The sequence below is a fragment of the Paenibacillus sp. 37 genome, assembly GCF_008386395.1.
GTDB classification, from domain to species: Bacteria; Bacillota; Bacilli; order Paenibacillales; family Paenibacillaceae; genus Paenibacillus; species Paenibacillus amylolyticus_B.
In genome coordinates this window covers 4,539,251-4,553,378 of sequence record NZ_CP043761.1, presented here as the reverse complement: position 1 = coordinate 4,553,378, position 14,128 = coordinate 4,539,251, and the positions used below count along the sequence as shown (strand labels likewise).

The window sequence follows — 14,128 nt, the reverse complement described above, 5'->3', positions numbered from 1 at the left end:
CCATGGCATTTAATGTATCTTACATCGCGGGTGGCGTCATCGACAAAGTGCGCGAGCTGCCGTACCCACACTTCAGTAAAAAGACGATCCCGTTCATTAGGGGACAGATGTTGGACATTCCGGCGGCGAAGACCACCAAGTCTGATACGTTCACCTTGGCGTATGACACAGAGTTTCTGAGCATTGCGTTTGCTGCGAGTCACTACTGTGTCGGCGATTACTGGGAGCTGACGATCGGGACTGAAAAGGTCTGCCGCACCATTTATGCGAAGGAACTTCCCGAGTCGGTTTCCATGGGGAACAGTTTCGGAATTGTCTACCCGATTCCGGCGGGAACGACCATCACGTTTGACTTTTTTAACGCGGTGGCTGAAGCCAAGTCGGTCTGGTACAACATCAAATTTTTGAGATAAGGAGGGTGACGATGGCACTGCAAAAACCGCAGACGAACTTTGCCGCTTATATTGACGGAGAGTCGGAAGCACAAAAATTGATCAACACGCTGGCCGATGAAATCGTAGGTGCTGATATTCCCAGAGTAGAGGGCGGAATTGACGCCAATCGCTGGGAGAAGGTATACGAGGCAGAGCAAGATTATTGGGTAACCTATACCCCTAAAACTCGGCCTAATATCCAAGGGAAGTACCTTCATACGGATGGTAATTTGTATGATGTGATTAAAATTCCTGACTACAGTAAACTTAAATTCAAGAATGGAACACCTGCTGTTGAAAATGATGGTTTTCTTTACGAAGTGAGTTCAGTTTATTGGAATCCAGTTGTAGAGGGTAGTGAACTACCTAAAGTAAGAGATAAGGATTATGGTAACTATAAGACGGGAAGAAAGGTTCAGGTCGTTCAGTTTTCTTATACAGATAAGACAGGGGCTAATATTTTTGTAGACGTTCCTAATCAACTTGCTATTTTGGTCACAGATCTTACTAAACCTGATGGTGTTTCTGCGTATATCGTAAAACAGAGACAAACTCTTAGTACCGATGAAGTAGTTTACTTGGATGACTGGAATGAATTTGAACTGGTTACGGAACTTCCGGATGACTGGAACTATGCTCTTAAGACGGCTTATCAGTGGGAGTATGTAAGATATTACGATTATTATAGTCCATGGACAACTTTAAAGAACAGTCTCGTGGAACCCGGTAAATCAAAATACACGTTTACTGAGCGTTATTATACTGCAGATCCTGTTCATGATGTGCCTTCTAGAGTAGTAGTTAAAGGTACGCCAACTGTACCAACTGGTATTCCTGTGCGAGAGTACTCTGTAATGTTGGAACAACCTACGAATGATTGGAACTATATTAATATTTATTATGGTGAAGAGTTTGAAGGTACAAACACAAGTGGAGATTCAACGACCACATACAGAGGAGCTTGTGATCCAGCTACGGTTAAACCGGGGTTAACGCCTACAGTTATAGATCAAGCCAAGGCACAAGCCATTTACGAGATGTGGAACACAGATACGATTGTCAAAACATTCATCCCACCGTCCACGAAGTGGAAGTTGGACTATGATGGCAAGACAGAGATCGTAAGTCCGGCAGCTCGCTTTTTCCACGGCAGACATTCTACAACCTCATGGTTGCCTAACAAAAAACGCAGACCGGATTACCTGGTAGCTTACACTTTATCGGTAAACAATGATCGAGTAGTTCTTGTTCTGGAAGGTGATCCTTCACCGAATATTCATAGCTATTACCGCAGTTTTGGATACATAGGCAAGATCGTTCCGTTCAATGATTACGACCATGGAGGAAACTTTGGTGTCACCGTTGGCATGGGTGATCTGCGAACAGATATGACAGGTTATACGAAAAATGATATTCTCACGGATCTTAATCCGGATATCTATGCCAAATACGGTGAGTACACTTCAAATGGTATGGACTCCATGTCCATGTTGAAGACACGCAGTAATGTCTTGTTCCAGCGGTATTACCCGGCATTTATTTCGCATCTTCCGAACTATCCTTCTGTGGGTAAACTTCCCCCGGGTCTTTCGAAATTGATTGTAGATGCAGATGGGTTCCAGAAATCCCTCTGGACAGGAAAGTATCATGCTAGTCCAATCTACCTCGTGCATCAGGCAGAAGGATATCGGGGTTATATGGACGGTGTAGTTGCGATATACGACCATAACTTGGTCAATCGCGATGAATTAATCGTAGATACAGAAATTCTCAAAGATCCTTCCAAACCTGCGTTGGGTACATGGACAGAGGTTTACAAGTTTTTCAGTATCAAGAGTCCGTTGAATCTATTCAAACATTCCCCATCACCAGATGTAATTACGATTGCATTTTTGAAAGAGATAAAATAAGGAGGATTACATAATGGCAAATTTTAAATATGTAGAAACAATCACCACTTCACAGGACGTGTTGACAAAACTGAAAGAGGAAGTAACAGGGTTTAAGAGTTTCCCATTTGAATCCACTGCAGGCGAGTCTCAGGAACAAAATCTGTGGGAAGTATTCTACGAGGAAAAGGACAGTAGTGACCGTATTCAGGAACTTATTCTTCGCGGGATCATGACCATTGGAACACAAGCAACACCGATTATTAAACATTTCTATGTAAGTTTCATTAATCATGCTCTGGTACCACGCGTTGTTGCACCAGTTCCCGCCTATGAGGAGCATAGTACGTTGACTGTTCAGCTGCTTGAAGGATTGGAAGGCAGCGAACCAACTACACTACCAGTTACCACTCGCCCTACATTCAAGCTAACAGGACATCCGGTACTCTACCAATGGGCACTGGAAAACTATACACCAACGGATCGGAATAAAGAAAAACCTGTATACATGTATGTAAATGTCATGAACAATCGTTTGGCGATGGTTCTCGTTGCGGACCCAGCAGTAAACTTCCTTGATTACAAAAAATCCTTCCTGTATGCAGGTGCATTGAAACCGTTCAAATACAACCTGAATGACGTAGACGGAAACGTAATGCTGACAGCTGGAGCAGTAATCGAAGAACCAGATATCTCTCAGATTGCAACAACAGGAACGTATTACTACGGTCAATATACTTCTGCAGGTAACAACACACTTCAGATGTTGAAAACCAAATCAGGTATTGAATTCCAGCAGCACTATCCTTCCTTTATTACTCAAGCTCCACCGAAGGGGAAAGCTTATCAAGATCCGGAATTGGGGGATACGGGGTTGGAACTGGAGCCTCAAGGCTTCCAAGCGTCCAAATGGACATCCAAATATCACTTGTCTCCGATCTACGTGGTTCACCCTTACGAGGGCTACCGCGGTCAATTCGATAACTGCATCGCGGTTACGAAGCATAATATCCTTCATCTAGATGAGTTAATTATTGATGTGGAAGGCAAGTCTTGGGACCAAGAGGTGTATCGTTACTTTGATACCGATACGGCACAGAATTTCATGAATCTGTCTGCCAACCAACGCATGGGTGTAGCTATTCTGAAGGAAGTCCGTTATACGGCGTAAGTTAAACTGAATCAAAGCTGAGTCGTATAGATTCAGTGAGAGGGAACTTTCTGAGACTCCACTCAGGGTTCCCTTTTTTTAGTTGGAAGGGGGGCAGTGACGTGAGTCAAGTAGTCAATAAGTTTGATTTCACCGTTATAGATTACACGACAACTCAGTACGGTTACCTGTTTACAGTCGGAACTACAGGAAGCAGGCCTGAGGATTATCGATTTATATATATGCCTTACAGCCGGTATCCAAGTGTCCTGATGCTTGATTTCTACATGGCAAGATCGATCTCACATGGGTTTAATCATCAACTTGTGGAAGCGATTCGCAAGGATCTGGAAGGAGAAGAACGATTTATTGTCCTAAGTGATGCTAAACAGGATAAAGAAGGACTTTTGCACAGTTCCATGGAAGGATCGAGCTCAGCTACCAAGCAAGGCGATGTCATGGAATTTTCGTTCGAAATGGAGCGATCTGCGTTAATTGAAGCTTTGGAAATGGATCATCAAGACGAAGGCCACAGGCCCGGAGGATTAAAGGATTCATTCATTCATGAAAATATGTCAGAGGGCTGGCGAGTAGATAACGATAAAGAGTTAAAGATTGTCCGTAATTTGGGTCTAACTCGTAACTTTGTGAAGAATCTGGATAAGTTGGAGCCAGGAAAAATCAGTTTCAGGGTTAGTGAATTTGGGATGATTGCGGATTATGCAGATAGTGCGGAGCAAGATAGCAGCTCTGAACTGGAAATTAAGCAATGGATATACGCTGTTCGAAACGACAAACCGGATATGGATGTGGCAGAGGTTTTCGAGAAAGTGGAGAAGATCATCGGACGCCGGACACAAAATGATTTTTTGCTAGAAGCCATTCAGGACCACTTCAGAAGTACAGAACTGGAGAGTAGTCTTCAATCCAGGAAGGTAAGCAAACAAGATGTGGAATTTCTATATCGGGATCTGCTAGGTTTACGTGATGGTCATAAAGAAACATTTGCCGAACAAGCTGTCATGATTGGGAAAAGAGTAGATGATCATCAGCAATTATCTATTCTCTCTGATATGTCTACTGCATATATACGTCGCTTTCAGGAAATAAAGTATATGCACCTTGATCGCACGTTGCCTTTAGCCCAAAGAATCTCTAACACATCCCAATTGACACTCATGCAAACACTAGGGACAGCTATGCGAGAAACAACGTTTGGTGGAACGACTACAGGCAATATTGTTCAAGCAATGAGAGAGATCGAAGAGAATATGTTTCGCTCACAACTGAATCAGGCTACGAGGGTTATTAAGAATGAAATGACAACTCATGAGAATGTACTTGCCAAACTGAAGGAACGTCAGTACCCCACTGTTCTGCATACCGAAATGAGAAGTACGCGAGAAGTCAACAAGCAACTTTACTTTCATGATGATCTCAGTCAAAGTAGCCGTGACCAACATCGAAATGCGTTAGTCTTTCGTCCGAGTGATACCCTTTGGCATCCGCTCCAAGCTCACAGAATGATTGACAAACATCCGGCAACTACAGCATCCGGTATCATTCTGGCATCCAGAGATATAGGGACTATTACGGATGTGGAAAGGCAGTTTCCTTGGGCAGCTCGGGATCAAACGAAAGATATGAACGTCTTAGGTGATCTGACTACGGGGCAAAGAGTTTATTTGGAGAAAATGTATATTGAGCATGAGCGTCCAAAGGCACAACGGATTTATGTAGTCCATAGTGAGGTGAACCGACAGGCAGAACAGGCTTATCGTGAAAGTACGGAGTACGGCTTTGTTTTCAGAGATTTGCAGGAGAGCAGAAGAATCAGTAAGGTTCCTGGGTATGTGGAGAGGGAAAGTAGGCTGGGCAAACGAGTGAATGTAGAGGCTCTTGAAGTACTTAACAAGCATTCACTTGGTGAAAGGGAAAACAAATTAGACAGCTATATTGAGGATAACTTCCATACTGCAAAAACAGAGAAAAAGAATTTGTACATCCCGAACAGCGAAGAAGGTGCAGAAAGAAAAGCATTCTTTGAAAGTTATACGGCTGGTTCAACAACGGCAGAAAGAGCGTTGGCTCATGATTTGTGGTTACCTGAGTCTGAGGACCATTTGGCTGACAAAGAATTATTACGTTCTACCATGCTCGAAAAGCTAAATTCGTATGGAAAGAACGACGAACAGAAGCATGTACATCTGACAGAGAAACCACTTGTGTTACATAGAGATCGTAAAAAGTTACATCTGGAAACGATCCTGCAATCTATCCGAGAAAGTAGTCGACCAACCATGATTCGGGATGAGCTTTTGGACAAATTGGTTGGTGGAGGATGGTTGGGGAATAAAGCATACCCTGGATATCTGGACGAGGAATTTATCGTCGGGGAGATCTTGGAGAACAGTCCGGCAGTCATCCTGGAAATGATGATGGAAGCTGTGAATAATGCAGACGCTTCGTTTTATTTCGATGAACCGTTTTTGGCTGGGGTTAGAGAGCGGGTAGATGCGTTAATCGATTGTGGGATCTTAACAGCTGATAAAGAAGGAAGCAGATCAGGCATCATTTCCTTTAATTTCGAAGGTGCGAAGGAATCTCAGCTTGGTGATATAGGTACGGGACTCTCAGAAGCATCCAAAGATTTGAGCATAACAGTACTTGAAGATGAATCTCGATTGGCCGAACTCGACAGACGTAACTCCACACTAGAGACAGACGTTTTCGAGGGAGTGAAAGTAAAGGAAGATCAGCATGGCGAAATTACGGAAGTCATTTACGGCGCCGATTTTAATGCAAGACCGGCTATTATTGAGTTAGAAGATTCATTAGGTTATCTGAATCCTGGAGGGGGATTATTCCCTGATGACCCAGCGTATGAAGGAAGTCAGGTTGAACGCACAGGACAAGCCTTTGATGAATACGGGATAGGTGTGAAAGACAAACGGAACGGAATGGCTCTCGACCATCATATCGTGAGTTCCAACATGAACCGTGTGAGTGTGATTCATACCGAATTTAATATGGGCGGGGTTTCCCGGTATCGATATGGAATAATTGATGATGAATACACCATGGGTGGCACGAACTTGCGCCAGATGCTTTTGAACAGCGAATATGCTATTGGAACGTCAAAGACTCGTGAGGGATACTCGTATGATCAACAACTTATGGGTACTAATCCAATAAGAGAAGGTTTAATCAGTGGTGAGTACTCCATAGGCACAGCCAAGATCAGACAGTTGTATTTGAATGAGAGCTATTCTATTGGCATGATTGAACCACGTCAGGCAGCTATTGATATCGATTACTCACTGGCGACTATGGAATGGAGATCAGCACTGCTCAGCAACGACTATTCCACAAGCAGCGCAAAATATCGAGAGGGAGTAGCTGAAATTGGATATACGCTTGGTTCATTGTGGGCAAGAGAAAGTGCGATGGACATTGAGTTTAATGCAGGTATGCGGCAAGCTTGGGAATCCACTTTGATAAATAATGCTCCTGAAGCGATTAGGGTAGTTCGATATGGATCGGTGCAAGATGAGATATCTCTAGCCACTACTGTAATGAAATCTGCGAAGCTTGACGATATGCTGACGGCTCATTCCATCATGCGCAAAGGACAATTGAACGTTGAAATCATTTCGGATAACATGAACAGATTATCCCTCATGCTTGAAGATAACCATTTTACAAGAATCGTGAAAGAGGCATCAGTCCACGAGATTGAGAGTGAAGTTGTCAAGTTACGCTTGAGTGAATTGCATGGTGAGGGTTGGTACGGTGGTAAAGGGTTCAGAGATACCAACTTGGTTGAACTGATCTATGATTCGATAAAGAGTACAAAGGATTCGGCACTGGATTATGATGTGATTCTTGCCTATAAGCATACTCATGACGTTTACCTTCATGAGACAACTGATAGCATTATTGAAAAGATTGCTAATCTTGAAGAACAACTTATAGCGGATAAACCGCAATATGGTTACATGGACCTCACGCTACCACTAGGCGGTACAAATCTGAAATATGCAGATGTTCCAGTGGAATCCGTGGGTGGGACGGGGCTCAGTTATGGAGATATACCTGTAGAGATTGTTGGCGGAACGAATCTGAAATACGGTGATGTTCCGGTTGAGATTGTTGGTGGAACAAACTTGAAGTATGGAACAACAGAAATCGTGCTCTCAGCGGATAAACCTCAGTACGGCAATTTGGAGGAGAATCTGCTCGCTGACAAACCGCAATATGGATATTTGGAAGAGAACATGTATGGTCTGAAAAATGCCAAAGATTCCACTATTGATGTGCAAATTCATGCGTTTAAAAACGGTAAAGAAGCTGATGTGACCCAAACGCTTGAGTTAAATAAAGAGGATAGATCAGCATTCCTGCATGACAACCTTTTGGGGGTAAAAGCTGAAAGATGGGCGCATACCCATGAGACGATCAATGATGTAGTGAAACTGCGAAATGGATCGTTGGATCAGGACATGTTCGACGGAAACAAGGAATTTAATGAATCCATTTTGGACATGGAACTGGTTGGCTTCCAATATAAACAGCTAGACCTGATCCAAAGCGAATATGCTTACCTTAAAACGAGAGACGTTCATATTGAAGATAACTCGTTCATGAGCTCCAGAAGTTCTTATGAAGCGTATAACCATCAATTGGATTCTGGAATGAACTTGTTAAGAAGCACGACTCTGGAATGGGAGCAATTCGCAGCGGGGAAAATGGATCGATATGGTCATTCACATGAAATGGAAAGTGGTGTTGGGGGGGGACGAGCCGGTGAGCATTTTGATGGGATATATGGGACCTCACTCCAGAGGTTTGCATTCTCAGGAGACGAGTTAAGGTACGGAAATAGTCTTTCATACTCAAGTTACATTGTTAATGACGGCGAGAGCTTTGGTAGTAAATTAATAGACCCGGGTTATCTTAGTGAAGATGATATTAAAGGGAAAACTGTGGAACGTGAATCCAGCATAGAAAGAGAGTTGCCGACTGGTATAGCGAACGCCAGATTGTCTGAAATTGAGGATCCTGATTCTCTCATGGCTTCATTTGAAGAACGCTGTTCTCAAGTCATCACAGGTTTTATTTTCGCTGAAAGACCTGAGAAAAGAGCAGAGTATCTGGAACAGTTGCACGCGTTCCTTCCCGAGAGAACAGCTCATCTTATGGAAATGTATCACGAAGCCAAGATGGAACCACGTGAGAGCTTCACACTGACGGATCACCCGGTGGCTGAACGGGAATCCACTGAGGCTTACATTCCAATGATGGATACCATGGCACAGGGTCTCATATTCGATTACTCGAAAGATCTGCTCGATCGAGGGATGGATCCTGAAGATTGGGAAGGGGGATTGGGTGTTCCAGAGGACTATGATCCGAATGATCCGTTTAATGTGTACTATCCGTATTCCAAGGATATGGATGCGCTGGAATTATCCCAGTCAGACGATTGGACTAAATTCGGTCAAGGCGATTGGGATCGGGATCAATTGCTTGGAAAGTTTTATTCCAAGGAAGATACGAAGAACATCAGCGGATGGTACCGAAATAATTTCCTGGCTGAGACGTATAAGTTCTCCATTGATTTTAAGGTAGATACAAGTACGGATGGGGATGGCGCAGGAATTATTTTCAAATACTTCGATGAAAATAATTATTGGATGTTTATGGTTCACGGAGGAGATAGCGATAACAGTCTGGATATGAGAACGCCGATGCAGCTATACAAAATCGTTGCTGGCAATCCAACTGCAGTGGGTTCTCCGATGCAACCCTTTAAGTGGGAGAAGGATAAATGGTATACATTGTCCGTGTCTGTCATGAAAAACAAACTCCAAATCTACACAGACTCGAAATTGCAATATGATCTGACGGGCACCGATTAACTCGGTGCTCTTTTTGTCGTATAGAGAGATTGGGAGGTGATTGGTATGGGTCATACATTTGGTTTGTTCTCCAAATCACAGAAAGGTGTATTGTTCGCGAATATGAGAGCGAAGATTGCGGACGAAAGTTACGGCAACCCCAATAACCCTGCGTATTTACCGCAGAGTCCCAATGCACCGAGGAGTGAAACGGACCGGCATGGCGAAGAAAATAATCCTATTCTGGGTGATCCAGGTTACGGTCAGATAGGACGATGGCAGACGGTTCAATTGGATGCACTGGAAAATAGTATTGATCAAATCATTGAGCAATATCTGAAAGATAAGTCGTGGTATGCGAGTGTACGATGCCGTGAAGCACTGTGGAATATGTATCGCAGGATTGAATGGTGGGTAGAACAACAGCAGCCTCCAGATAAAACACAATATCAGCGAGTACTGCAGATGATTAAAGATTGTATTCACAAGATTCTTGAAAATGCTCAGAAGCCTGGCGGTAGTCATCATGGTGTATCGTTGCCCGTTTGTCCGGCACCCTACTACCATCATTTTAGTGGGAATTACTTTAATCATTTTGATGCAACCGTATATGAGATTCCGCTCTTTTCAATGAAAAAGGACGTCCCGTTCTCGAATAAATTCCCTGATTTCTTCAGATATGTATCTTCAACGGAAGATCAGGAATGGGTAGCTGTCCACTCCGTAGGCCGGAATGAACAATCTGGATCAGAGATGATCTTAAAACTGGATTTAGGGCTTCTGGAGATTGGCAACTCATCCAAAATCACATTTAACTGGCGTGTGAAGCGTTATGGACAGATCAGGTTCAAGTACCTGGCTAGTGCCAAGCGCGGTAATGGCATGCTGTTCTATATTAATGGGCAGCAAGTTGGGGGCGAATGGAGCGAGAATAGCGGATGGCAAGAAGCTGCATTTACGTTGCAGCCAGGACAGATGTACAAGTTCGACTGGCTGATCCGTAAAATGAGACCTGAAGTATGGCAGAACAATGGTATTTATATCAAGGATGTTGAAGTTGTTGAGATTGTGGATACACGCAAGCCGCCTGCGCCAAAAGATTACGATCTGGATGGTGAGGACGTATATGAGTATGGAAACTGGGTTGTAAGATCACCGCAAAGTGTGGCACAGGCCCATTTTAAAGGACAGTTCATTACGGATGATTTGCGTAAGAAAACCATGACGATGGATCTGGACAACGAATGTGATGGTACGGTTTCATTTGCATACAAAATGGGTGTGGATGAAGAGCCGTATCCCGATCATGATTATCAGTTGTTTTTTGATGATGAATTCGTTCAGCGGAGTCAACGCGGAGATGGAGATCATGGTAGTTATGCTCGATCCTTGCATGGTGTGGAGTGGATACTGAATGGAGAATATTCAGAAACAGAGACCAACCAGGCTAAAATCGAATATGAAATTGTTGCAGGGCCGGATACGACGGTGGACTTGAGAGGTGCGCTCGAAGTAACTTGTCCTCCGCGAGAAATTGATCATTGGGAGCCGTCTCATCTTGGACAAGGTATTGGGAAATATCAATGGTTAATGTCGGGAAATCCGAGATGGATCCGTAAAGAAGATATTTTACGTTTGGACGAACCAACGGAAGGGAAAATGATAGCACAGACAGAGGTGATATTAGATCATGAGGGGTGGTTTGTATTCAGTTACGCGCATTCGCTAAGACCGACTGAAGCTTTTGAAGTGAAAGTTAACGGAATGTTAGTACACTATACCTCCATGCAAAGTGCTAGGGAACTAGTGCGTATTCCATTAGAGGCTGGACACAACATCATAGAGTTTAATATTCAAGATCGATTGACAGAGGAGCCATTCAAGTATCAGAAGAATCATTTGTTTACCTATGGTAATAACACTGGTAATACATACCGTACAACGTCACCGCTAGGTTCATATGTTGATGTGACACGAGGATGGGATGTAACCGATGCTGGAGCATCTACACAAACAAATGGAGACACGATTACATACAGGGCAGAGCTCAATCCTGGTGCCAAATTAAAAATTAAAGAGCACATGCGAATCTATCCTGCAATGGATTCCAATTATGACCCAGATAAAGGGACTTCAAGAGATAAAGAAGTATTTGGAGAGTTATTTAATGAGAAGGATGTTTATAAACCGTCTTTGAAATTTATTGGTGATTGGAAATGGAAAGATATCAAACCTCCGCAATATAACCCTGACAATCCCCCTGATCCAATCCCGGTTGGAGATGGTGTAATGTGGGCGCAGGGACATAACCAAAATTTTATTTGTGAATTTACAGCTTCAATGAATAACTCTGGATATATATGCTGGCAGTATGGTGGCGACTTTGATACAGGGGAGAAGTTAGAATTACAGATAGATGGCATCAGCGTATGGACAGGAAGTCGATCTAACGGTGATAAAGGTACAGATTGCATGTACCCCCTTCCTGCTGGTAATCATATATTTCGCTGGATATATCAGGATGGGAAGGCGTATACTCCTGGTTTCGGAGGTTCAGGAAGTTCGGGAGATTCTGGAAATAGCAGTGAAAATGAGCCAGGAAATGATCAAATAGGAGATAAAGTCACAGATCCTTTTGGACAAAGATGTTTTCTAGCAGGTACCAAAACACATAAAATTGAATATGGGCAAGTCCCATATGACGGAAACTCAGCACAGTCTAGCCAGTGGGGATGGAAGAACGATGGATTAATTTATAGTGATAATGGTATGCAGGGTATTAAAGTGCTGGATGAAGGTAAAACAGTCACACGGTATTTTAAAGCTCCACCTACTGGAAGTATCTTATACAGTGAGCAAATTACCGTTTATCCGGTGAAAAATAACAAAGTTCAGGGTTTAAGAAAAATTATTCCAACTATCATTCCAAGTTCAGGAGTAAGACCCCCTAAATTTTTAGGAACACCTTATTATTCTATAAACGTTAAAGGTACAGAGCCAGGAGATAAGGATTCTGATTTTGATAGTAAGTACACGAAAAAAATAGAAATTTCTTTTCATTGTGAAGGCAAATTTAGACTTAACTACAAATTTATTAGTTACCTTGTAGACAAGAACCCAAGAGCTAAACTTAGAGTATATTTCTATCCTGAAGGTCAGTCAAAACAAAAAAAGCTAATCCATGAAGAGAATAATAACAGAGGATACAATAGTACCACTGTTGATTATGACAATTTCACCAATGAATTTTGGGAAAGATCGGCAGCATCCTATCAATCTGATGTAATTAATGTACCCCGACCAGGTAGATATACAGTAAGTATTGGTGTCACGGATATCTATCCAGATGATGATCAAAACAAGCAAAATGTCCGCTATCATGCGACTATTGGTAATTTGCAGATACATACTGAAGACCCTTACAGTAAGAATAAAAATAGTTTGATTGGGTATCCCGATTATGATTATGAAACGAAAGTACAAGCAGTAATATGGGATTTAACACTAGATATGAAAGCGGGAAGTGCCACTTATAATTTATTAAATGGAGAGCCTAGAAAATTTACAGACAGTTTTAAAACTTTAACACCTGGTCATACCTATCGAATTGAGTATACCCTTCACAAAAAAAAGGGTGAAACAACGGCATCTGGATTGGATGCTGGTGGGTTCACTCTTAGCGGGGGGAGCTTTATTGAGACATGGGATGCTTTCTGCGGAGACGCTCAGGGATTACTGTATGGAGAAGGAGAGTCTCCGCATCCAAGTGAAGACTCATGGAATCCGCCCGGACCAGTTACGACTGCGCCAGATGGTGGAAGTCATGCCTGGCTCGATGTAATTCGTTTATATAAAAATACAAGTAGAGCTTGTTCGGGAACTAAAATTGTCATTGAAACTCTTGAAGAAGGCCAAGTAATTGATACTCGACCAGTCACAAATGAAGATGATCAGATCATCTCCATTGAAGTCGAGAATACCTCAGATCAGAAGAAAAATTACGAGATCCGCATTCGATTTGAGCAGGGCTGCCCGGGAGATGGAGCGATGATCTGGGGCGGATCGATGCAACTTGACGATATTAGCAAATTAGATCCATCCTGGGCTGAGGTGACTCACTTTGAAGTTTGGAATAACAAACCGATCTGGATGGGCGGCTGCGATATCAGTAATATGCGCGTAAAAATTACACGTGAGGACGGAAAAGTGTTATGGGATGAAAAGTATTACGGGGATGGGTATCGTGGCTTCGAACTGAATGATCTGGCTCCCAAGCCATATAGCAAGTATAAGGTGGAGATTACAACAGATCAGAAGGGGCAAATTAGCGATTGGACAGGAAAACGATATCTGACCACCTTCCGGGTGTATGACTTCAAAGCCTACGAAAGATGGGTGTGGGTACCTGAACCGTTTGATTGTCAGCTGGATTTCTTCATTGACAATGAGCTGATCAAAACATCCACCCACGAGGGTGGATACTATACATTTTCACATCCAGTGCCCAAGGGCAAACATGAATTCAAATGGGTGTTCACCTCGCTTCAGGAAGTGGGTACGCGTAGTTACGAATACGCTAATCTAGATTGGATGGAACTGACCAACTGGATCTGTGATGACGTCTATGTCATTCCTTACTGCGAAGGTGGTGGGGGAGACAAGTGTGTTGAAGCGCTTATTAAATGTTTGCTGGAAGTTTGGAAAGCAAGGCCTAAGATGTGTGTAATCGGTAAACGCATCTGGTTATTCACGTAA

Annotated in this window: 5 protein-coding genes; all 5 read left to right on the top strand. The window is 43.0% G+C overall.

Annotated features, from left to right (window positions below; translation table 11 throughout):
- Positions 1 to 2: 2 nt before the first annotated feature.
- Complete coding sequence (locus tag F0220_RS19480; RefSeq protein ID WP_076331348.1) at positions 3 to 413, top strand: DUF8551 domain-containing protein; 411 nt, start codon at positions 3 to 5, stop codon at positions 411 to 413.
- An 11-nt stretch (positions 414 to 424) separates the two neighbouring features.
- A complete protein-coding gene (locus tag F0220_RS19475; protein ID WP_105599474.1) occupies positions 425 to 2,344 on the top strand; it encodes a hypothetical protein in 1,920 nt (639 codons plus the stop codon).
- 13 nt (positions 2,345 to 2,357) lie between these two features.
- Positions 2,358 to 3,494 carry a hypothetical protein gene (locus F0220_RS19470; RefSeq protein WP_105599473.1) on the top strand — a complete coding sequence of 379 codons (1,137 nt, stop codon included), beginning with the start codon at positions 2,358 to 2,360 and terminating at the stop codon, positions 3,492 to 3,494.
- Positions 3,495 to 3,595: 101 nt separating this feature from the next.
- The gene (locus F0220_RS19465; RefSeq protein ID WP_105599471.1) at positions 3,596 to 9,394 is read left to right on the top strand and encodes a hypothetical protein; all 5,799 of its coding nucleotides are present in this window, start codon (positions 3,596 to 3,598) and stop codon (positions 9,392 to 9,394) included.
- A 45-nt stretch (positions 9,395 to 9,439) separates the two neighbouring features.
- Positions 9,440 to 14,128 (top strand): hypothetical protein, encoded by a 4,689-nt coding sequence (locus F0220_RS19460; RefSeq protein WP_149846722.1) that lies wholly within the window; start codon positions 9,440 to 9,442, stop codon positions 14,126 to 14,128.